Genomic DNA, 20,954 nt, shown 5'->3' with positions numbered 1-20,954 from the left:
TCTACACGGGCCGATTCTCGCAATCGCACTTGTCCTGATATTGGTGGCGATGACTCTTTACGCTATACTTGGCATGCAAACCCATCAAAGGAGCATGCGACATGAACGCCGTTAAACATATCCTTATGACGGTCTGCACAGGCATTGTCCTCTGGCTCATGACATTGGTGGGAGGACTCGCCTGGGCGATGTTCTCCACCCCGGGCAGCCGGCAGCGCACAGAGGCGCTCTGGGGAGCCGTCTACTTCGAGACAAGCCCCTCCAAGAACGGGGTCCTGATGCAATTCGGATTGGAGAACATGCGATCAGTCCTGCTGTTGCTGCTCGCTTGCCTTGCGGCGTGCGCTGCAATCAGTCTGATCGCGAAGGCCTGCATCAAAGGCCATGCGGCAATGTGCAAGCCGAAGCGAATCACCCGCTAGCAGGCGCTTGCATGTGCCGTACTTGGACCATGCGCCGGTGCCACGGCCGCCATATGCCTGACAGGATTATACGGCCCTCCCTTCGGTCGGCTGGTCGTCGTGCAACAGATGAGTGGGATATGAATTCTATCTGGTGCGCTTGTAGGGCAACGAGTCGCTGGTCAATTCCAAGCCGTCGGCGACTTTGGCCGCGTCACTATTGGACAGCGAACCAAACCACTTGTATAGATCACCGGGCAGGAACTCGTAACGCTGCCCGCAACGGACGAGCGATGGCTTCAACAAACCGGCCTGCTGCCAGTCGGCAAGAACAATGTCGCCCGGCTCGTTCCAGTTGATGTTGCCAGTGACTTTGACGATCACGCCCGATACACCGTCGTCGCCGACTTCGGTGACGACCACCGGCCGGACTTTGCCGACGCCCGGATGGTCGGGGAACTCGACCCACATCAGCCACACGTCATAGGGCTTCACATCAGAGGTTGTCATAGATGTCATCTTCCGGGTCGTCCCAATCGGCCGGCATGATCGCACGCCCCGATGCGGAACGCTCGAACCTGCGCACCGTGTTCACCTTGACCACGCGTCGCGGACCATAGCCTCCGGCGACATAGCCGGCCAAGTACGCGCCGATGAGCGACGTGAGATTGTCGCCACGGCTTTCCGCAACCTCTTCGGCGGTCTTGTACACAGGCAAAGACTCAACAGCTGTCATCACACACCACCTTTCCTGATTGCTCCAATTATATCGATTGCGCTTGGCGGTTTACGAGCGTCATGCGACGGACTTGCGCAAGAGACCACATAACCCAGCCGGACAGGGAACGTCAGTCGTCGTCATCGTCCCATCCGCGCGGATATAGTCCGACTCCATCCCCGCGATACGCAACTGGCCTGATGATGCAGTCGGCGTCGTGATTGACCTTAAGTTCCGGATATCCATCCGCGTCGCGGCGGATGTCATCATGCACAGCATCAACGGGATGGATCGGGCCGCGCATGACAGGCCCCCGGCTTCCGCCGTAATCACCACGCTCGGCGGATTCGCTCCACTGTTCAAACTTTTCGTCTGGAATATTCATAGCACGCCTCCATCGTCACCCAACTTGTATAGAAGAATTTAGGGTGTGTTTACACTAGTTGTTTTTGCTGGTGTTTTTGAGTTGGATGGCGATGAGGGCGAGTTGGAGGTTGGCGAGGAAGGTAGCGTCGAGCCTGTCGTAGCGGGTGGCGGCCTCGCGGTAGTGCTTCATACGGTTGAAGATGCGTTCCACGACGTTCCGCCCCTTGTGCGCCTGCCTGTCATAGTCCCATGACTCCGCGCGGTTTCTCTTGGGCGGCACGACCGGCGTCAGGCCATATCAAAATGTGTTGTCACGAAGCTGGCTGTTGTCAAAACAAAAGGGCTGGAATCGTTGGTATTTCAACGATTCCAGCCCTTTACTTGCTGGTGCGAGTGGGGGGAGTTGAACCCCCACGAGCATACACTCACTGCCACCTGAAGACAGCGCGTCTACCATTCCGCCACACTCGCAGACAATCGACTAACTTACACCCAGATGCGCAATCATACAATCTTCGGCGTGTCGCGGTTGGCGGTTGGCGGCATGATGCCGCGGCCGTCGGCGCGCGACGGCTACGACGTCACAGTCCCGGTCTGCGTTCGCCGTTGCCGTAGAAGTGAGCCATCGCGTCGTCGCGGAACTCATCGAAGTATCCGCCGTCGATGGCGGCGCGGATGTCGTCCAGCAGCTTCACGAAGAAATGTTCGTTGTGAATCGTGGCCAACGTGAAGCCGTTGAATTCGCGTGCGCGAAGCAGGTGGTCGACGTATGCGCGCGAGTAGTGACGGCACGTGTAGCAGTCGCATCCTTCCTCCAGCGGGCCGAAATCGAACTTGTGCTGGGCGCGTTTGATGTTGTATCGGCCCGACCTCGTGTAGATCGCGCCGTTGCGGGCGCAACGTGCGGGGGCCACGCAGTCGAAGGTGTCGCCGCCGTTTTCCACGCAGGCGAAGATGTCGTCCACGGAGGCGATGCCGAGCACATGACGTGGACGGTTCTCCGGCATCGCGTCGCAGATCCACGCGCATGTGTCGCCGATGAGACGCTTCTCGATCGCGCCGCCGATGCCCACGCCGTCGAAGTCCAGAGAGGCGATCTGCGAGGCCGCGTGTCGGCGCAGATCCTCGTAATTCGCGCCCTGCACCACGCCATACAACGCCTGATACGGCTTCCCGACTCGATCAGCCGTCAGCCGCTGGTGCTCGTCCACGCATCGGCGGGCCCAGCGGAACGTGCGCTCCACCGAATCCTCCTGGTAGGAGCGGGTGTTCATCAGCGTGGTGAGCTCATCGAACGCGAACATGATGTCCGCGCCGAGCTTGTGCTGGATGCCCATCGAAATCTCGGCGGAGAAACGATGTGCGTCACCATTCAGAGGCGACTTGAATGTCACGCCGTCCTCGTCCACCCAGGCCATGCGTTCCTTGCCCTTGGCGATGATGTCGTCCGACTTCATGCCGGTCACGTCCATCGCCAGCGTCTTCTTGAAGCCGACGCCCAGCGACATGACCTGGAAACCGCCGGAATCGGTGAACGTGGGCCCATCCCAGTTCATGAAACGCGCCAAGCCGCCGGCCGCGTCCAGCACGTCCTCGCCCGGGCGCTCGAACAGGTGGAAGGCGTTGGCCAGCAGGCATTGTGCACCTAGATCCTTCATCTGCTCGGGCAACACGGCCTTCATCGCGGCTTGCGTGCCCACCGGCACGAAGGCAGGCGTGCGAATATCGCCGTGGGGCGTGTGGATGATGCCGGTGCGTCCATATCGGGCACCGTCTCGCCCAAGCCCGCTGGCCGTGGATGGCAGGCGGGTGATCGTTTCGAAATGGAAGGCGCTGCGGTCGCCGGGCTGGCCGGGCTGTGCGCCCAACGGATGTTCAAGAAGGCTGATCGTCATATGTTCACTTTAGGCAGAAGGGCCAGAAAAGGGCTGGAAATTGTGAAGAACTCGGTTTCGAGGGGCGGATTTCGCCGCTCTCGAACGTCTACTTCCGCTTCAAGGGGCTCCTGGCCAAGTAGGCCGTCTGCAAAAATGGCGGAATGGCGTTAAATGAGGGCTCTTGATACTCGGAATTGACCGCGCGAACAGCCCCTTGAAGTGCAAGTAGATGTTCCCGAAACAGGAAATCAGCCCCTCGAAGCCGAGATGTCCATAAGACTCTGCGATGATTACGCATAGACTTTCAATCAACGTTCAGAAAACCCTCAGATTAACTGCCTTTACTAATGAGGTAGCACACGAGAAGCGGCAATGAGCAAGCGCCCGAATAGCCGCCGAACAGACGTGATAAGAATTTAGGAAAAGGAGTAGCAATGGCTGACGAATTCAACCCGCAGGGCGTCGACCAGACCCCGCGGAATAATGAAACCCCCGATGATACTGCCGATGCCGGCAACGCCGAGCCGAAGAACCCGTTTGTAGGCGGCGACTCGGTCGATGCCGGCAACGCCAGCGATTCCAACGAGCAGCAAGCCCCGGTTTCCCCGGCCGCCCCCGCTGCCGATCAGCAGCCTACGCAAGCCGCTACCGACACCGCCGCCACTGAGCCCATCCCGGACTACGCCTCCGCCAAGGGCGAGAGCACGGTGGTCTCCTCCTCGCCGGCTTCTCCGGCAGCGCCGGCCGCAGACCAGACCTCGGCCACAACTCCGCTGTACCGCCCGGCCCCGGAATACGGCGCTTATGGTCCGACCCCGACTCAGGCACAGGGCCAGCAGGGCGGCCAGGCCGGCAACAATGCCCAGCCCACGCAGCAATTCCCGTTCGGTCAGTCTGTACAGCAAACCTCACAGGGCCAGCAAGGCAACCGCAATCCCTACTACACCAATAACCCGCAGCCGCAGGGCAACGGCAATCCGTTCAATCCGCCCACGCAGCCGCAGCAGAACATCGGCAACCCATTCGCCAGCCAGTCCGGCCAGAATGGCCAGAATGGCCAGCAGCCCCAGCAGGGCGGTCTGTTCGGTTTCGGCACTCCCGGTACCGGTACGCCGAACGGTCAAGGTCCGACCCAGCCGGGACAGCCCGGTCAGCCCGGCCCCGCCAAGCAGGGCATGTCCAAGACGGCGAGCAACATCCTCATCGCCGTGGTCGCCGCCGTCGTGTCCGCGGCCCTGTGCCTGGGCCTCGGTTACGGTGCCCTCACCAGCGGCCTGATCACCTTGCCGACCAGCAATTCGCTGTCCAACGTCAGCTCGAATAAGTCCGGCTCCGGGTCCGCCACCGCCAAGAGCGGCGAAGCCCCCGACTGGCAGACCGTCGCCAGCGATGTCTCCGGCTCCGTGGTCTCCATCCAGACCGCGTTGAGCAACGGCACCGCCAAGGGCTCCGGCGCCATCATCGACACCGAAGGCCACATCATCACCAACAACCACGTGATCTCCGGCGCCCAGCAGATTCAGGTGACGCTTGCCAACGGCAACATGTATTCCGCCACGCTCGTCGGCACCGACACCACCACCGATCTTGCGGTCATCAAGCTCGACAACCCGCCGAGCGACCTCAAGGCCGTGAAATTCGCCGATTCCGACAAGCTCGCCGTCGGCGAGAACGTGATGGCCATCGGCAACCCGCTCGGCTACGACGACACCGCCACCACCGGCATCGTCTCCGCCCTGAACCGCCCGGTGACCGTGACCGACGATAACAACAATGAGATCGTCACCAACGCCGTCCAGATCGACGCGGCCATCAACCCCGGCAACTCCGGCGGCCCGACCTTCAACGCGGCCGGCCAGGTGATTGGCATCAACTCGTCCATCGCCTCGACCGCCACCTCATCCGACTCCGCCGGTTCGATCGGCATCGGCTTCGCCATCCCGTCCAACCTCGTCAAGCGTGTGGCCGACGAAATCATCAAGGACGGCAAGGTCAAGCACGTTGCCCTCGGCGTGGTCATCAAGTCCGACACGGTTGAAGCCGACGGCGTGACCCGCGGCGGCGCGACCATCACCAAGTCCAGCGCCACCGGCAGCGCGGTCGTCTCCGGCGGCCCGGCCGACAAGGCCGGCCTCAAGGAGGGCGACACCATCGTGGCCTTCAACGGCAACGCGGTGAACAACAACTACTCGCTGCTCGGCTACGTGCGTGCCGCGGCCCTGGGGGACAAGGTGAAGCTGACCATCGTGCGCGACGGCAAGGCCATGGACGTGGACGTGACGCTCGATCGTGAGGAATCGTCCGTGAACGGCTCGTCCGGCGCCAACGGCAACAGCAACGGCCAGAACAACAAGCGCAACCGGAACGGCGACGGCGCCAACGGCAACAACGGCGGCGACGATGGCAACGGCCAGAACGGCAACGGCCGCAACGATGGAGGCACCGGTGACGGCGGCGGCTTCACCGATCCGTTCGGCCTGTGGTAAAGGCCTGCGGTAAAGCGGATGGCGCGTCGCGCGACGGTGGACGATAGTCGCTGAACGCGCGTCGGGCCGGTCAAGGGCCGTGGCGGTGAGCGAGTCTGCTGCCTCGGCCCTTTCGCATATCCGATGCGTTCGGCGTGCCGCGCAGACTCGGCCATGCGGCGGATTGGGGGCGCGATGCGCGGGGCAGGATGTCCCGAGCGATACCCATAATTATGGATACACATAACTGAATACGAACATCTTTACGCCGTGTATCGGAAGGTCACGCGGGAGCTGAGCGATGCGAGGCCCCAGGCATGGACGCCGGTGGGTTAACAAGGCGTGACCGCAGCGCCGATTGCGCGGGCCACGCTTGCCGTACCGCAATCGACTCCGTATACGAGCGTAAGGAGCAATGATGAGCAAACTCATCAGATTCTTCACCAAAATCCTCGATATTTGCCGGCTTGTACCGATGCTGCCGGTCGTCGTCATCGCCGCGATTCCGTTGGCTTTACTAGGCGATTGGCGTCCGTGGGGCAATGCGATGGCGATTCCGGTACTCTGCAATCCGGGCTTCGGCCAGTGGCTGGTTATCGCACTGGTGCTGATCATCGTGGCCGACACCGTGCGCGGCATGATCGACGATCTGCGGCACGGGCAGGTCGGCGTCGATCTGCTGGCCGTGGTCGCGATCCTCTCCACTGTGGCCGTCCACGAATACTGGGCGAGCTGGGCGGTGATGCTGATGGTCACGTCCGGTGAAGCCATCGAGGAGTACGCCCAGGCCAAGGCCGAACACAGTCTGACCGCGCTGATGGAGGCGGCGCCGCGGACCGCGCACGTCGTCAGCCTCCCCGGCGTGGGACGCGACTCGGCAGGCGATGCCGGCGATGCATCCGAGGGCTTCCGCCGCGTGGGCCAGTTTGCGACGGCGTCGGCCGCGCATCGATTCGATACGGTGCCGGTCGAACAGGTGCGGCTCGGCGACGTGCTGATGGTGTTGCCGGGCGAAACCGTGCCGGTTGACGGCGAACTGTTGTCGGGCTCGGCCACGCTTGACCTGAGCAACATCAACGGTGAACCGGTGCCGCGCGAAGTGTTCGCCGGCGCCCGCATGATGTCCGGCGCGGTGAACGGTTCATCGGCGCTGACCATGCGCGCCACACAGGTGGCCGCCGATTCGCAGTATCAGCGCATCCTCGAACTCGTGGCGTCCGCGCAGGAGTCGCGTCCGGCCGTGGTGAAAACCGCCGACCGTCTGGCCGTGCCCTTCACCGTGCTTTCGTTGGTGATTGCCGGCGTCGCATGGGCGGTGTCCGGGGTGCCGACGCGATTCGCCCAGGTGCTGGTGTTGGCCACGCCCTGCCCGCTGCTCATCGCCGCACCGGTGGCATACATCGCCGGCACGGGTCGTCTCGCCGCGGCCGGCGTGCTGATCAAAGCACAGGACGTGCTGGAAAACCTCGGCCGCGTCACCCAGGTGTTCTTCGACAAGACCGGCACGCTCACCGTCAAACAACCGCAAGTGGTGCGCGTCGAGATGTTGCCCGGCGCGGCGACCCAGTTCGACGGGGACCACGTGTTGATGATGGCCGGCGTGGTGGAAAGCTATTCGGTGCATATCCTGTCCAAAGGCATCGCCAAGGCCGGAACGGAGGCGATGGCCAGACTGCGCCGGCAGTCCGAGAACGATGGGCGGCCATGCCCCGAGTCGGACGCCGTCTGGTTCGGCGTCGGCCGCGAGCATCCGGTCGTCAAGGGCATCAACGAGGAGGCCGGCAAGGGCGTTTCCGGCGAGGTGAACGGACACGTGGTGCGTGTGGGCCGGCTGTCGTTCGCCGCCGCCGGGAAGGACGGATTCCTGACGGCCGGCAACGCCGACCCCACTGGCCCGCGTCACGACCCGCGGCCCGGAACGGAGGCCGCCGGCGGAACGGAAGAGGATGTCCGCACGCGCTTCGGCCTGCTGCAGCCGGACGAGATGGCGTCCTACGTGTCCATCGACGGCCGATTGATCGCACGCATCGTGCTGCGTGATGTGCCGCGCGCCAATGCCGGGACGGCGCTCGCCAAACTGCATGCGCTGGGCGTCGCCAAACTCGCCATGCTCACCGGCGACAAGCGCGCCTCGGCCGACATCATCGCGAACGAGGTCGGTATTGACGAGGTCCACGCCGAACTCTTCCCCGAAGACAAGGTCGCCGCCGTCAAGTCCGCCGCGGAAGACGGCAACGCCGTCACGATGATGGTCGGTGACGGCGTGAACGACGCCCCGGTGCTCGCCGTCGCCGACATCGGCGTGGCCATGACCGACGGCACCTCCACCGCCGCCTCCGAAAGCGCCCAGGTGGTCATCATGACCGATGACATCGCGGCCGTGCCGCGCGCCATCGCCATCGCCCGCCGCACCAAGCGTGTGATGCTGCAAGCCGTTATCGTCGGTCTTGCGCTCGCCGTGATCGGCATGATCGCCGCCGCGTTCGATCTCATTCCGGTCGTCGTCGGCGCATTCCTCCAGGAGGCCATCGACGTGGTGAGCATCCTCTGGGCCCTCACCGCCCTGATCGATCGAGATTAGGGGACACGGCCCGCCGCGTACCGCGACATGGAGCCGGCCGTCGCACCGATCGCATATCGGTGCGACGGCCGGCTTGTTTTTTGTCGTCGCTCTTCTTGCGTTCATGCTGTAAGGCCCGTTCCGGGCGATGCCGATGCCGCCCGTCTCGAAGCGCGGAACCGCGCCCGTCGGCATCCGGGCGAAATCCATCCCCGTGTATTCCCTTGTGAACACAGGGTTTTCGGCGTCTCGTTAACGAAGACGTCATACGTGAGACGTTTTGGAAACACAAGGGCAACACGATGCGCGAAAGGGGTTGGGATAAATGGGCATGTAACTGCTTGGGCGTCGTACGAGAGAGGAACAGGCGTATGGCGAAGTTGGGAATGATGCGACCGGTCGCGGCCGCTATGGTGCTCGCCGCGGTGGTCGCCTTGACCAGCGGCTGTGGCTGGGGCCGCACCGTGGCCGACAGAAAGGCCATGGAATCCGATGGCTCCGGCACTCCTGCGCAAAGCTGTGTGGATACCAGCGCAAAGAGCATCGCCATCGGTTTCGTGAACTCGCTGAGCGGCACCATGGCCCTCTCCGAGAAGACCGTGTCCGATTCGCTGCATATGGCGGTCGATGAGATCAACGCCAAGGGCGGTGTGCTCGGCAAGAAATTGGAAGTCGTGCAACAGGACGGCAAGTCCGAACCGGCGGTGTTCGCGGAGAAAGCCAAGACCTTGATCGAAAAGAACTGCGTGGCGGCGGTGTTCGGCGGATGGACTTCCGCGTCCCGCAAAGCCATGAAGCCGGTGTTCGAAGCGGACGATGCGCTGCTGTTCTATCCGCTGCAGTATGAAGGCATGGAGGCCAGCCCCAATATCTTCTATACGGGTGCGGCGCCGAACCAGCAGATCGTTCCCGCTCTCGACTATCTCAAGGAGCAAGGCCGCAGAAGGCTGTTCCTTGTGGGATCCGATTATGTGTTCCCCCAAACAGCGAACCGCATCGTGCGCGCCTATGCGAAACACAATGGCATGCAGATCGTCGGAGAGGAATACACGCCGATGGGTGCCACGGACTTCAGCACCATCGTCAATAAGCTCAAGGCCTCGGGGGCTGACGCCGTGGTCAACACGCTGAACGGTGATTCCAACGTCGCGTTCTTCAAGGAATACAAGGCGTCGGGTCTGCAGGCGGACAGTCTTCCCGTCATCTCCATGTCCATCGCGGAAGAAGAAGTCGCCTCGATCGGCTCGGACAACGTCAAAGGCCAGTTGACCGCATGGAACTACTACCAGACTTTGGGCGACGGGGAAAACAGGACCTTCGTGAAGGATTTCAAAGCCAGGTACGGGCATGACAGACCGACCTCGGATCCCATGGAATCCGCCTACACTTCCGTGTACCTGTGGAAGGAAATGGTCGAGAAGGCGAAGAGTTTCGCCGTGGATGACGTAAAGCGCGCCGCCGACGGCATCACGTTCGATGCCCCTGAAGGCACGGTCACCGTCGATGGTGAAAACCACCACATCTACAAGACGTCGTATATCGGCCGGATTGGCGATGATCGTCTGATCCATACCGTGTGGAAGTCCGATGGCCCCATCAAGCCCGATCCGTATCTCAAGGCGTATGCGTGGGCCGGGAGCCTGCAGAGCCCGGGTTCGGATTCGTCCAAGTGAGTGAAGGGAGAAGGAGGGATGAACATGCTTGCACCGCGGATTGTCGAGGGACTACCAAGCGGCTCGATATGGTCCCAGCAGGCCCGATTCGTATCTCAAGGCGTATGCGTGGGCCGGGAGCCTGCAGAGCCCGGGTTCGGATTCGTCCAAATGAATAAAAGGAGATAGAGGGATGAACATGCTTGTACCGCAGCTGGTCGCGGGATTGTCCAATGGCTCGATACTGCTTCTGGCGGCGCTCGGTCTGTCGTTGACCTTCGGGCAGATGGGCGTGATCAACAACGCGCATGGCGAATTCATGATGGCCGGTGCGTACACGGCGTATGTCATGAGCACGGTCTTCGCCAGCAAGACGCTTGCACTGGGCCTCGCGCTGGTCGCCGGTTTCGTGGTCGCGGGTCTGCTCGGCCTGCTGCTGGACGTGCTGCTGCTTTCGCGTATGCGCACCCGTCCTTTGGACACGTTGCTGGTCACATTCGGCGTTTCGCTGGTGCTGCAGCAGGTGGCGCGAGACATCTTCGGCTCCACGGGCGTCTATGCCCAAGCGCCGGAAGCGCTGACCGAGCCGGTCACGTTGTTCGGGTACGATTTCCCGGCATCGAGGCTGTTCATCTTCGTGGTGTCGGTGGTGTGCGTGGCCGCATTGTACGCGGTGCTGAAGTTCACGCCGCTGGGACGCCGTATCCGTGCGACCGCCGAAAACCGCGATCTTGCCGAGGTCTCCGGAATCTCCACCGCAACGGTGGATCACCTGACCTTCTTCATCGGATCCGGTATCGCCGGTATCGCCGGTGTGGCTTTGAGCCTGCTCAACTCCATCAGCTATAACTTCGGTACCTCGTTCATCGTGCAGGCGTTCCTTGTGGTCGTCGCCGGAGGCGTCGGACAGCTCAAGGGCGCCGTCATCGCATCCTTCGCGCTTGGCCTGTGCCAGTCCGCGATCGAGTTGCCGACCTCGTCGTCCATCGCGCAGATGTCCATTTTCCTGATCGTGGTGATCTTCCTGCAGTTCCGTCCTCAAGGTCTGGTCGCGGTCCGTTCCAGGAATCTGGCATAAGGCAAGAAGGGAGTGCATGTTATGGGATCTGTTGCCGCATTCGTCACCAAGTACCGTTCATGGATCGGTTCCATCGCCGCCGTCGCGTTGATCATCCTCGCGCCGATGGTCATGAGCGCGTACAGTCTGGGGCTGTTGTCCAAATATCTGTGTTACGCGATGGTCGCGGTCGGCATTGGCCTGGCATGGGGGCAGGGAGGCATGCTGACCTTGGGCCAGGGACTGTTCTTCGGACTCGGCGCCTATGTGATGGCCATCCACCTGAAGATCGAAGAACTCGGTCCAAACGCGGTTCCCGACTTCATGGCGCAGTACGGCATCGACAGACTTCCCGGATTCTGGGAACTTTTCCGCAATCCGGTCGTCACCATCATCGGCGTCGCCGTGGTGCCGGGCGCCGTTGCGGCGGCCCTCGGTTGGGCCGTGTTCGGCAGAGGCGTGCGTGGTGCCTACTTCGCGATCCTTTCCCAAGCGTTGGTCGCCGCGTTCGCCGTGCTGCTTGTCGGCCAGTCCAAGACCACGGGCGGCACCAATGGCCTGAACGACTTCTCCGGTTTCTTCGGCTACGATTTGACCGACCCGGCCAACAAAAGGATGATCTACTACATTTGCGCGTTCTGCGTGCTGGGCATGGTGCTCATCGCCGATTGGATTCGTCATTCATTCATGGGCGAGCTCATCATCGGCGTGCGGGATCAGGAGAACCGCATGAAGTTCCTCGGCTACAATCCCGCTTCCATCAAAGTGTTCACGTTCTCCCTCGCGGCCGTGTTCGCGGGCATCGGCGGCGCCATGTTCGTACCGGTCGTCGGCATCATCTCCCCCTCCGACATCGATGTGATTCCATCCATCATGATGCTTGCCGGCGTGGTGATCGGGGGAAGAAGCACCTTGCTCGGTCCGGTCATCGGCACGCTGATCATTCGATTCGCCGAAACGCAGCTCTCCGAGGCCTGCCCGTCCGTTTGGACGTACGTCGAAGGCGCGATCTTCATCCTGGTCATCGCCTTCGCCCCGATGGGCCTTGGCCAGATCAGGAACTTCCGTCCATGGCTGGCCGGAAGGCTCGGCCATGATGGCGTGAAGGCCACGGTGCCGAACGAGGCGGCAACGACCACAAAGGCGGTGAACGCATGAGCGACGAAAACAAGACCGAGGGCGCCGAGCTGGATCAGCTGCGCGATGAGATGCGCAGGATGCGCGATGAAGCCAGACGCTTCCGCGATGAGGCCGCCAGGATGAAGGCCGAGATCGCCAGGGAGCGCCAGGAGCTTGCGAGCCAGCTTGCGACTTTGGACGCCCAGGGCGGCCAATGGAACGACTACCTCGAAATCCGTGGATTGCATGTCGAATTCGACGGGTTCGTGGCGGTCAAGGATATCGACCTGACCGTCATGCACGGTGATCTGAGGTTCCTGATCGGTCCGAACGGCGCCGGGAAGACCACGATCATCGATGCCATCACCGGACTGGTGCCGGCCGCAGGCTCGGCCATGTTCGGAGGGGAGGAGCTTATCGGACGCAAGCCGAACGATATCGTCCGGCTGGGGGTCGGCCGCACCTTCCAGACGGCCTCCGTCGTGGAAGAGCTGTCCGTGCTGCAGAATCTGCAGCTCGCCGAAGGCCTGCACAAGAAGATGTCGGAATTATTCAGAAGAACCGAGGGAACGTCGCGCAACATCCAGAGCATCATGGAAGTGTGCGGTCTCGTCGGCGATGCGGATAAGACGGCGGGTATTCTGCCGCACGGCAAGAAGCAGTGGCTGGAGATCGGCATGCTGCTCGTGCAGGACGCGCGTCTGCTTCTCCTCGATGAACCGGTCGCCGGCATGACGCCGGCGGAACGTCAGGCCACCGGTGAACTGCTCACGCGCATCAGCCGCAATCGCACGGTCGTCATCGTCGAACACGATATGGATTTCATGCGTCAATTCGCCGACTCGGTCACCGTGCTCAATCAGGGGCGGATCCTCGCCGAAGGCAGCGTCGAGGACATCCAGAACAACGAGGAAGTGGTCAGAATCTACCTTGGCGGAGGAGAAGATCGATGATGGCAGAGAACATGTTGGAGATCAGGGGGTTAAGCACAGGCTATGGCAAGGTGTCCGTGGTCAACGACATCGACGTGTCCGTCCGCCCCGGTGAGTGGGTGAGCATCGTCGGCAACAACGGCGCCGGGAAGACCACCCTGTTGAAATCGGTGGTCGGTCTGCTCCCGGCGACCGGTGGATCGATCACCTTCGATGGCGTGGATGTCACTCGCGTCGCGCCGAACAAACGCATCCGCATGGGCATGGCGTTTGTTCCGCAAGGCCAGCAATCCTTTGGGCAAATGACCGTGGACGAGAATCTGCGCGTGGTAGCCGACCGTTACGGCGCCGAAGCGCAGAGCCGGTATGACGAAGCGATGGAGGCGTTCCCCGTGCTGAGGGAGTTCGCCGACCGTCGTGCCGGTCTTCTCTCCGGCGGCCAGCGCCAGCAGCTATCCATTGCCAGGGCGTTGATCACCAGACCGAAACTGATGATCCTGGACGAGCCCACGGAAGGCATCCAGCCGAATATCGTGGCGGAGATCCAACGGTCCATCCGTTCGATGGCCGAAGACAAGGGCATCGCCGTGATGCTCGTCGAACAGAAAGTGCAATTCGCGGTCGAACGTGCGGATCGCTACTATGTTCTCGCCGCAGGCCGGTTCATCGGCGCCGGAGATGGCGGCGCCGGCGCGGTCGGGGAGGCGAAGGACGCCATGCGCGTCTGACGTGCCGGTCGCAGTCGGGCGGGGATGCCGGCCGCTCCACGGGCCCGGCAGTCCCGCCCGCGGCTTCGGCCGTGATTCGCGGAAACATGGTTGTAGCCGTGACGTAATACGCGGTCCCTATGGTTGCGCCCATAACGGATTCACGGATGGACGGGTCGGCGCGCGGTGCCCGATTCCGGTTCCCGTGACCTGCAAGGAGAGTGTTAGTGAAAGGTCTGCGACGAATCGTGAAGGCGGGATTGCCGTACTATATGGGAACGGCGATGCTGCATATTCTAGGCATCGGCATGCTGCTCATGGCGGCCGGAACGGCTCCCGTGCTGCTCGGGTTGGGAATGCTCGCCTACACGCTGGGTCTGCGCCACGCGTTCGATGCGGATCACATCGCGGCGATCGACAATACCGTGCGCAAGCTTATCCAGCTGAAAAGAAACCCGAACGGCGTCGGATTCTTCTTCTCTTTGGGTCATTCGACCATCGTGTTCCTCATGGCGCTGCTTCTGGGATTGTCGTCCAAGTGGGCTCAGGCGCATATGGCCGCGTTCCAGCAGATCGGCGGATACGTCGGCGCCACGGTCTCCGGAATGTTCCTGATTCTCACCGCGGTGTTCAACGCGGTCGTGCTCGTGGACATGGTCCGGGTCTTCCGCTCCATGAAAGGCCATCGCAAGGATTACGACGACAACGCGTTCAGCGCGATGCTCGACTCGCGAGGTTTCATCAACAGAATCTTCGGCAGGCTTTTCGCCTTCGTGACCAGAAGCTGGCATGTGTATCCGATAGGGCTGCTCTTCGGACTCGGATTCGACACCGCCACCGAAGTCGCGTTGCTGGCCATGTCGGCCGGCGCCACGCAGTCGAACATCCCGCTGTACGGCACGCTTTGCCTTCCGATACTGTTCGCCGCGGGCATGAATCTCATGGACACCACGGATTCGGTGATGATGTCCAGCGCATACGAGTGGGCCTTCGACACGCCGGTGCGCAAGGTCTACTACAACCTGACCATCACCTCCGCTTCGGTGCTTGCCGCGGTGATGATCGGCGTGGTCGAACTGTTGCAGGTCATCGCCACGGCCATGAATCTTCGGAGCGGATTCTGGAACTGGGTGCAGGGAATCGACTTCAATTACCTCGGTTATGCGATGGTCGTGCTGTTCATCGGTTTCTGGCTCGTCTCGGTGCTGATCTGGAAATACGGCAAGGTCGAGCAACATTGGGCGTGACCATCGCCGCCACGCGATCCGCGGCATCATCGACGTGCGGGCGAGGAGAATCCTCCCGCGCACGCGCAACGGCAACACTGTGAGGCAATCAACGACAAGGGGTCGAATATGAGACTGGCGCCAAGGGAAACCGACAAGCTGCTCCTCCATCTGGCGGGGGAATTGGCCAAGGAGCGAAGGGGCAGGGGGGTGAAGCTCAACTACGCCGAGGCGATAGCGCTCATCAGTTCGGAGGTGATGGAACGTGCCCGCGAAGGCAGGACCGTGGCGGAGCTCATGCACTATGGGCGCACCATCGTATCCGCGGATGACGTCATGCCCGGTGTCGCCGAGACGATCTCCGAAGTGGAGGTGGAGGCCACCTTCCCGGACGGCACCAAACTGGTCTCCATCCATGACCCCATCGAGACGACCGAGGAGCTCAAGCCGGGTGAATATATTCTCGCCGATGACGATATCGAGCTCAATCCAGACAGCGAGCCCATCGCGCTTGATGTGACCAATACCGCGGATCGCCCGATTCAGGTCGGTTCCCATTTCCACTTCTTCGAGGTCAACAAGTATTTGAGATTCGATCGCAAGGCCGCATACGGGAAGCATCTTGACATCGCGGCCGGCACCGCCGTGCGCTTCGAACCCGGTGAATCCCACAGGGTCGAACTCGTCGATTTCAGGGGCAGCCGTGAAATGCACGGCTTCAACGCGCTGACCGAAGGAAGGCTCGACGATCCCAAGGTGCGCGAGGCGGCGTTCGCCAGAGCCAAGGAGCAGGGTTTCCTCGGCTTCGATGAGGAAACGGAGGACTGAACATGAGAACCATCACCAGAAGCGACTATGCGGGCATGTTCGGGCCGACCACCGGCGATCGGGTGCGCTTGGGGGATACGGGTCTGTTGATCGAGGTCGAGAAGGATTACGCGCGTTATGGCGACGAATTGAAATTCGGCGGCGGAAAATCCTTCCGGGACGGCATGGGGCAGTCATCCGTCCAGAAGGACTCCGAATCGCCGGACACGGTCATCACCAACGCGCTCGTCGTCGATTACACCGGCATCTACAAAGCGGATATCGGCATCAAGAATGGGAAGATCAGCGCGATCGGCAAGGCCGGCAACCCGCAGACCATGGACGGTGTGACCCCGGGTCTTGCAGTCGGCGCGTGCACGGAGGCAATCGCCGGTGAAGGGCTCATCCTCACCGCCGGCGGCATCGACACCCATATTCATTTCATCGCGCCGCAGCAAGTCCGCACGGCTCTTGCCGGCGGCGTCACCACCATGGTCGGCGGCGGCACCGGGCCGGCTGACGGCACCAACGCCACCACATGCTCGCCGGGCGCGTTCCACATCGCCCGCATGATCGAAGCCGCCGAAGCCATGCCGGTGAACGTCGCGTATCTGGGCAAAGGCAACGGATCATCGCCGGAACCATTGCGCGAGCAGATTCGTGCGGGAGCGGCCGGATTGAAGATCCACGAGGATTGGGGCGCGACCCCGGCCGTCATCGACACATGCCTCGGTGTCGCCGACGACATGGACGTGCAGGTGGCCATCCATACGGACACCCTGAATGAGGGAGGATGCGTCGAAGACACCATCGCCGCATTCAAGGGCCGGACCATCCACACCTATCACACCGAAGGGGCGGGCGGCGGCCACGCGCCCGACATCATCCGCGCGGCCAGTTTCCCCAACGTGCTCCCGAGCTCCACGAACCCGACCATGCCGTTCACCCGTAACACCATCGATGAACATCTCGACATGATGATGGTCACGCATCATCTTGACCGCAATGTGCCGGAAGACATCGCCTTCGCCGATTCGCGTATTCGCCCCGAGACCATCGGGGCCGAGGATGTGCTTCATGACCTTGGGCTGATCTCCATGATGAGTTCGGACTCGCAGGCCATGGGGCGGGTCGGTGAGGTCATCACCCGTACCTGGCAGACGGCCGACAAGATGAAAAAGCAACGCGGCCCGCTCCCCGAGGATGCGCACGACAACAACCGCAACGACAATTTCCGTGTGAAGCGGTACGTGTCGAAATACACCATCAATCCGGCCATCACGCACGGCATCTCCGATTACGTCGGTTCCGTCGAAGTCGGGAAAATGGCCGATCTGGTGCTTTGGCAGCCGGCGCTGTTCGGCGCCAAACCGGAGATGATCATCAAGGGAGGATCGATCCTCCATGCGCGTATGGGCGACGCGAATGCGTCCATACCTACTCCCGAGCCGGTGCTGTACCGCGACATGTTCGGCGCGATGGGCAAGGCCTTGGGCTCCTCATGCGCCACATTCGTCTCGCAGGCCGCCCATGACGACGACATCGCCGGCCGGCTCGGTCTCGAACGGCAGGTGCTTCCGGTGCGCCACTGCCGTGGCATCGGTAAGAAGGATCTGAAGTTCAATGACACCATCGCGGATATTCAGGTCAACCCCGAGACGTTCCAAGTGAGCGTCGACGGCGAGCCGATCCACAGCGAACCGGTGGCGGAACTGCCGTTGGCGCAGCGGTACTTCCTGTTCTAGGCGTCGAAGAACGGGTGCCCGCGTCGCCATGCGTGAGGACGCGGGCACCCACACCGGAAAGGAGGGCCTCGTTGCCGAATCGTTTCCCCGTGTTTACATGCCCGCCCTTTTCGGCGTCTAGCGTTCTGCGTGACCATCACAGGCAATGCAAACGAAAGGCGGCAGCAGGCTCATGATCGCCAACCGCATCTCCGGCAACATCATTTCGGACACATTCTCCGACGGCAAGCTGAACGTTCCGATCGAATTCGAATGGTTCGAGGCCGATAAGAAGCGCATGCGCAAAGTCGCCGCCGACGGCACCGAGTTCGGCGTCGCGGTCGGCACCACCATCGCAGACGGCGATGTGCTCGCCGAAACCGCCGACAAACGCTATTTCGCCCGTATCCGCACCGCGCAGCTCATCGAGATTCCGGTGCATTCCATGAAGGAGATGGGGCGTCTGTGCTTCGAACTGGGCAACCGCCATCTCAGCCTGAAGGTGGAGGACGGCCGCGTGCTGGTGCCATACGACCATCCGACCATGGAATACACGAAGAAGATCGGATTCGATCCGCGCGTCATCGAGGGCGGATTCGATGGATTCCTCATCGTCAAAGCGCATGCCGGCGCCGGCACCATCGTTCCGGGCACGAACAAAACCACCGGCGATCTGGCCGAAGAAGAGCAGGAGGCCGAACGGCATGGGCCCCACGCCCATGCCATCGGCGAACATCACCACGAGAAAAGCGAATACGAAGCCAACGGCGTATTGCATCGCGCCGACGGCATGCATTCGCACGATCACGGCCAAACCTGGCATATGCACTGATGCCGTCCGTACACATGAAGGAACACACGATGCCCCATGCCGGCTCCCCGGCTGATGAATGCGCCCTGCGTCATCTTGCGATGCTGCAGGTGTGCGACAGTGTTTTTCCCGTCGGCGCATTCGCCTTGTCGAACGGCATGGAGACCTTCGTGCAACGCGACCTGCTGCGGTCCTCGGCTGATTTCGAGCAATATCTAAAAGACTATGTGGAGGTTGCCGCATACCGCGAGATCGGGCAGATGGTGATCGCGGGCAAGATGGCCGCGGGCCGTGACCCCGATGACGCCGGTTTCGTGAACGGACTCGCCGAGCTCGACGCATTGTGCGTGGCCTTGCAGTCGGCGAGGGAGATTCGTGAGGGGCAGAACCGCATGTGCATGCGCATGATCAAACTCGTCGATCAGATGGAGGCCCAACCGTTGCAGCCCGTCGATTCAAGGCGCGGGCATGGCGTCGACCGCGGGGAGGCGTCCAAACGGGGAGGCGCCGCCCGTCCGCGCACCATTCCACACGTCGACCGGTACAAGCGACTCGTGGATGCGGGAACCTGTTTCGGCATGCACTCGATAGTCATGGGTCTGTATGCCGCCGACAAGGCGGCGTCGCTGCGGGACGCGGCCGTCACCTATTGCTACTCGCTGCTCAGCGCACTCACCGTCTGCGCGGTCAAAGCCGTGCCGATCAGCCAGTATGCAGGGCAGGTGGCGCTCAGTCGTGCGTTTCCCGAAATCGTCGCCGCGGTCGATCTGGCGCTCACGCTCACTCCCGATGACCTGGGTGTATCCGGGGCGTACATCGACATCGCGGCCATGCAGCACGAAACGTTGTACTCACGGTTGTACATGAGCTGAGCAGACGGAAATACCACAGTGTTGAAAGAAAGGAACATCATGAGTTATGTGAGAATCGGCGTGGCGGGACCCGTTGGCTCCGGCAAGACCGCTCTGATCGAGCGGCTGACCCGCAAGATGGCCGACGATTATTCGATATGCGTCGTGACGAACGACATCTACACGAAGGAAGACGCCGAATTCCTGATCGCCAATTCGCGCCTGCCCGAGGACCGGATCGTGGGCGTGGAGACCGGAGGATGCCCGCACACCGCCATTCGCGAGGACTGCTCGATGAATCTGGAGGCGTGCGAGGCGATGGCCGCGTCTCACCCGGACGTGGACATCATCTTCGTGGAATCCGGCGGGGACAATCTGTCCGCGACGTTCAGCCCCGATCTGGCGGATGCGACGATCTATGTGATCGCCACCGATGAGGGAGACAAGATCCCCCGCAAGGGAGGGCCGGGCGTGACGCGGTCCGATCTGCTGGTCATCAACAAGACCGATATCGCGGATCTGGTGCACGCCGATCTGAATGTGATGGCGCGCGATTCCGAGAGGATGCGTAACGGCCGACCGTACCTCTTCACCGATCTGATGAACGACAAAGGCGTGGACGACGTCATCGCATGGATCAGGAAATCGGTCTTGTTCGAGGACATGCGGTGACGGCATGAATCACGCCATCGCACGACCACGCACCGCACGACCGTAAGAGGGGCGTATGCCGGAAAGCACATTCCGCATGTCCACGGCGTTCCGTCATGGGCGCACCAAAGTGGACGACCTGTATTTCGAGGCGCCATTCAAGCTGATGACGCCGTTTCATGACGGCGCGCACACGGATTGCATGGTCATGCTCGCATCCCCCGGTTTCCTTGGCGGCGATGTGGCGCATATCGAGTGCACGTTCGGAGCCGATACCGATACGACGATGCGCACGCAGAGTTACGAGAAAGTACTCGACACGGCTGACGGCGAGGCGAAACGAACCATCGACCTGACGGTGCTGGACAACGCGAGAGCCGTGTTCCTGCCGTTCCCGGTCATCCCGTTCGCGCACTCGGTGTTCTCGAACGTCACGAACGCCCATATCGGTGCGCAATCGTCATTCATGTATGCGGATGTGGTCACCTGTGGTCGCGTGGGCATGGGGGAGCGGTGGAAAATGCGGCGGTTCAGCAGCTCCACTCGCGTCTATGTGGACGAGACGAGCGAGGAGGGCGGTCCCCGGTCTCGCCCCCGTGGCGACGGGGAGGAATCCGCCCCGCGTCTGGTCTTCGCCGACCGCCTGCTGCTTGAACCGGACCGCTTCACGTATACGGATACGGCCATGTGGCGGGAGTTCACCCACTGCGGCATGGCCTATCTGCACGTTCCCCGCCGGGAGTCAAGGCGGACGCAGATGACGGCGGAGGACGAGCTCGTCGAACGGATTCGTGCACTGGCGCACGATCGTGGGCCGAGAGGCGAGATCGGCGTGAGCCGCCAGAACGAGGGGATCGCGGTGCGTCTGCTCACCGACCGTGGGGACGACGCCTTCGGGTTCCTTGCCGAAGTCGCGCAATTGCTGCGGTAGATAACCGAACACTCGCGCACGGCGTGTCGAATAATGGGTTCTCGGGGGGGTTCTCGGGGGGGGGGGCTCCCCGGGCGAATGAGTGAACACCGAACGCCG

Annotated in this window: 20 protein-coding genes and 1 tRNA gene; 15 read left to right on the top strand and 6 right to left on the bottom strand. The window is 62.0% G+C overall.

Annotated elements, in window-relative coordinates; all coding sequences use genetic code 11:
- Window positions 1-101 precede the first annotated feature (101 nt).
- Window positions 102-422: a hypothetical protein gene (locus FYJ31_RS00940; protein WP_012576548.1), complete on the top strand. Its 321-nt coding sequence runs from the start codon at window positions 102-104 to the stop codon at window positions 420-422.
- A 126-nt stretch (window positions 423-548) separates the two neighbouring features.
- Here the strand turns inward: FYJ31_RS00940 and FYJ31_RS00935 are convergent, their stop codons facing one another.
- The 6 genes from FYJ31_RS00935 to tgt form a co-directional block, all read right to left on the bottom strand.
- Window positions 549-911 carry a type II toxin-antitoxin system PemK/MazF family toxin gene (locus FYJ31_RS00935; protein ID WP_229773807.1) on the bottom strand — a complete coding sequence of 121 codons (363 nt, stop codon included), beginning with the start codon at window positions 909-911 and terminating at the stop codon, window positions 549-551.
- Complete coding sequence (locus FYJ31_RS00930; protein ID WP_012576550.1) at window positions 898-1,137, bottom strand: hypothetical protein; 240 nt, start codon at window positions 1,135-1,137, stop codon at window positions 898-900. Before FYJ31_RS00930 ends, FYJ31_RS00935 begins: the two co-directional genes overlap by 14 nt.
- Before the next feature lie 112 nt (window positions 1,138-1,249).
- Complete coding sequence (locus tag FYJ31_RS00925) at window positions 1,250-1,504, bottom strand: hypothetical protein (protein WP_014484483.1); 255 nt, start codon at window positions 1,502-1,504, stop codon at window positions 1,250-1,252.
- Window positions 1,505-1,558: 54 nt separating this feature from the next.
- Complete coding sequence (locus tag FYJ31_RS00920; protein WP_157860784.1) at window positions 1,559-1,765, bottom strand: transposase; 207 nt, start codon at window positions 1,763-1,765, stop codon at window positions 1,559-1,561.
- Window positions 1,766-1,870: 105 nt separating this feature from the next.
- A tRNA-Leu gene (locus tag FYJ31_RS00915) sits at window positions 1,871-1,956 on the bottom strand.
- Between the two features lie 110 nt (window positions 1,957-2,066).
- Window positions 2,067-3,380, bottom strand: a complete 1,314-nt coding sequence (gene tgt / locus FYJ31_RS00910; protein ID WP_071478680.1) for a tRNA guanosine(34) transglycosylase Tgt — start codon at window positions 3,378-3,380, stop codon at window positions 2,067-2,069.
- Between the two features lie 416 nt (window positions 3,381-3,796).
- Between tgt and FYJ31_RS00905 the strand changes: the two genes are divergently transcribed.
- The 14 genes from FYJ31_RS00905 (at window position 3,797) to FYJ31_RS00840 (ending at window position 20,855) form a co-directional block, all read left to right on the top strand.
- On the top strand, window positions 3,797-5,848 hold the full coding sequence (locus tag FYJ31_RS00905; RefSeq protein WP_154535728.1) for a S1C family serine protease: 2,052 nt from the start codon (window positions 3,797-3,799) through the stop codon (window positions 5,846-5,848).
- A gap of 397 nt (window positions 5,849-6,245) precedes the next feature.
- Window positions 6,246-8,408, top strand: coding sequence for a heavy metal translocating P-type ATPase (locus FYJ31_RS00900; protein ID WP_154535804.1), 2,163 nt, complete (start codon window positions 6,246-6,248; stop codon window positions 8,406-8,408).
- A gap of 350 nt (window positions 8,409-8,758) precedes the next feature.
- On the top strand, window positions 8,759-10,060 hold the full coding sequence (gene urtA, locus FYJ31_RS00895) for an urea ABC transporter substrate-binding protein (protein ID WP_144099191.1): 1,302 nt from the start codon (window positions 8,759-8,761) through the stop codon (window positions 10,058-10,060).
- Window positions 10,061-10,238: 178 nt separating this feature from the next.
- On the top strand, window positions 10,239-11,117 hold the full coding sequence (gene urtB, locus FYJ31_RS00890) for an urea ABC transporter permease subunit UrtB (RefSeq protein ID WP_229773806.1): 879 nt from the start codon (window positions 10,239-10,241) through the stop codon (window positions 11,115-11,117).
- 21 nt (window positions 11,118-11,138) lie between these two features.
- Window positions 11,139-12,254, top strand: a complete 1,116-nt coding sequence (gene urtC, locus FYJ31_RS00885) for an urea ABC transporter permease subunit UrtC (protein ID WP_154535727.1) — start codon at window positions 11,139-11,141, stop codon at window positions 12,252-12,254.
- Window positions 12,251-13,168 (top strand): urea ABC transporter ATP-binding protein UrtD, encoded by a 918-nt coding sequence (gene urtD / locus FYJ31_RS00880; protein WP_174772539.1) that lies wholly within the window; start codon window positions 12,251-12,253, stop codon window positions 13,166-13,168. Before urtC ends, urtD begins: the two co-directional genes overlap by 4 nt.
- Window positions 13,165-13,875, top strand: a complete 711-nt coding sequence (locus tag FYJ31_RS00875) for an ATP-binding cassette domain-containing protein (protein ID WP_214646444.1) — start codon at window positions 13,165-13,167, stop codon at window positions 13,873-13,875. The genes urtD and FYJ31_RS00875 overlap by 4 nt, the downstream gene beginning before the upstream one ends.
- A 206-nt stretch (window positions 13,876-14,081) precedes the next feature.
- Window positions 14,082-15,101 carry a HoxN/HupN/NixA family nickel/cobalt transporter gene (locus FYJ31_RS00870; protein ID WP_174772538.1) on the top strand — a complete coding sequence of 340 codons (1,020 nt, stop codon included), beginning with the start codon at window positions 14,082-14,084 and terminating at the stop codon, window positions 15,099-15,101.
- A gap of 108 nt (window positions 15,102-15,209) precedes the next feature.
- On the top strand, window positions 15,210-15,908 hold the full coding sequence (gene ureA / locus FYJ31_RS00865; RefSeq protein ID WP_154535726.1) for an urease subunit gamma: 699 nt from the start codon (window positions 15,210-15,212) through the stop codon (window positions 15,906-15,908).
- Window positions 15,909-15,910: 2 nt separating this feature from the next.
- Complete coding sequence (gene ureC, locus FYJ31_RS00860; RefSeq protein ID WP_154535725.1) at window positions 15,911-17,632, top strand: urease subunit alpha; 1,722 nt, start codon at window positions 15,911-15,913, stop codon at window positions 17,630-17,632.
- 172 nt (window positions 17,633-17,804) lie between these two features.
- Window positions 17,805-18,443 (top strand): urease accessory protein UreE, encoded by a 639-nt coding sequence (locus FYJ31_RS00855; RefSeq protein ID WP_229773805.1) that lies wholly within the window; start codon window positions 17,805-17,807, stop codon window positions 18,441-18,443.
- Window positions 18,444-18,472: 29 nt separating this feature from the next.
- Window positions 18,473-19,294 carry an urease accessory protein UreF gene (locus FYJ31_RS00850; protein ID WP_154535723.1) on the top strand — a complete coding sequence of 274 codons (822 nt, stop codon included), beginning with the start codon at window positions 18,473-18,475 and terminating at the stop codon, window positions 19,292-19,294.
- Between the two features lie 39 nt (window positions 19,295-19,333).
- Window positions 19,334-19,945 carry an urease accessory protein UreG gene (gene ureG, locus FYJ31_RS00845; protein WP_012576564.1) on the top strand — a complete coding sequence of 204 codons (612 nt, stop codon included), beginning with the start codon at window positions 19,334-19,336 and terminating at the stop codon, window positions 19,943-19,945.
- Window positions 19,946-20,000: 55 nt separating this feature from the next.
- On the top strand, window positions 20,001-20,855 hold the full coding sequence (locus FYJ31_RS00840) for an urease accessory protein UreD (protein WP_154535722.1): 855 nt from the start codon (window positions 20,001-20,003) through the stop codon (window positions 20,853-20,855).
- The last annotated feature ends 99 nt before the right edge of the window (window positions 20,856-20,954 follow it).

Origin of the sequence: Bifidobacterium sp. WCA-178-WT-4B, assembly GCF_009696495.1 — a bacterium.
GTDB classification, from domain to species: Bacteria; Actinomycetota; Actinomycetes; order Actinomycetales; family Bifidobacteriaceae; genus Bifidobacterium; species Bifidobacterium infantis.
Note: the sequence above shows the minus strand (reverse complement) of the source record. Positions and strands in the feature narration are given on the sequence as shown.

What these genes read in the sequence shown, in the direction of transcription:
- FYJ31_RS00940 (WP_012576548.1), top strand. Translation starts at nt 102, where the DNA reads ATGAACGCCGTTAAACATATCCTTATGACGGTCTGCACAGGCATTGTC.
- FYJ31_RS00935 (WP_229773807.1), bottom strand. Translation starts at nt 911, where the DNA reads ATGACAACCTCTGATGTGAAGCCCTATGACGTGTGGCTGATGTGGGTC.
- FYJ31_RS00930 (WP_012576550.1), bottom strand. Translation starts at nt 1,137, where the DNA reads ATGACAGCTGTTGAGTCTTTGCCTGTGTACAAGACCGCCGAAGAGGTT.
- FYJ31_RS00925 (WP_014484483.1), bottom strand. Translation starts at nt 1,504, where the DNA reads ATGAATATTCCAGACGAAAAGTTTGAACAGTGGAGCGAATCCGCCGAG.
- tgt (WP_071478680.1), bottom strand. Translation starts at nt 3,380, where the DNA reads ATGACGATCAGCCTTCTTGAACATCCGTTGGGCGCACAGCCCGGCCAG.
- FYJ31_RS00905 (WP_154535728.1), top strand. Translation starts at nt 3,797, where the DNA reads ATGGCTGACGAATTCAACCCGCAGGGCGTCGACCAGACCCCGCGGAAT.
- FYJ31_RS00900 (WP_154535804.1), top strand. Translation starts at nt 6,246, where the DNA reads ATGAGCAAACTCATCAGATTCTTCACCAAAATCCTCGATATTTGCCGG.
- urtA (WP_144099191.1), top strand. Translation starts at nt 8,759, where the DNA reads ATGGCGAAGTTGGGAATGATGCGACCGGTCGCGGCCGCTATGGTGCTC.
- urtB (WP_229773806.1), top strand. Translation starts at nt 10,239, where the DNA reads ATGCTTGTACCGCAGCTGGTCGCGGGATTGTCCAATGGCTCGATACTG.
- urtC (WP_154535727.1), top strand. Translation starts at nt 11,139, where the DNA reads ATGGGATCTGTTGCCGCATTCGTCACCAAGTACCGTTCATGGATCGGT.
- urtD (WP_174772539.1), top strand. Translation starts at nt 12,251, where the DNA reads ATGAGCGACGAAAACAAGACCGAGGGCGCCGAGCTGGATCAGCTGCGC.
- FYJ31_RS00875 (WP_214646444.1), top strand. Translation starts at nt 13,165, where the DNA reads ATGATGGCAGAGAACATGTTGGAGATCAGGGGGTTAAGCACAGGCTAT.
- ureA (WP_154535726.1), top strand. Translation starts at nt 15,210, where the DNA reads ATGAGACTGGCGCCAAGGGAAACCGACAAGCTGCTCCTCCATCTGGCG.
- ureC (WP_154535725.1), top strand. Translation starts at nt 15,911, where the DNA reads ATGAGAACCATCACCAGAAGCGACTATGCGGGCATGTTCGGGCCGACC.
- FYJ31_RS00855 (WP_229773805.1), top strand. Translation starts at nt 17,805, where the DNA reads ATGATCGCCAACCGCATCTCCGGCAACATCATTTCGGACACATTCTCC.
- FYJ31_RS00850 (WP_154535723.1), top strand. Translation starts at nt 18,473, where the DNA reads ATGCCCCATGCCGGCTCCCCGGCTGATGAATGCGCCCTGCGTCATCTT.
- ureG (WP_012576564.1), top strand. Translation starts at nt 19,334, where the DNA reads ATGAGTTATGTGAGAATCGGCGTGGCGGGACCCGTTGGCTCCGGCAAG.
- FYJ31_RS00840 (WP_154535722.1), top strand. Translation starts at nt 20,001, where the DNA reads ATGCCGGAAAGCACATTCCGCATGTCCACGGCGTTCCGTCATGGGCGC.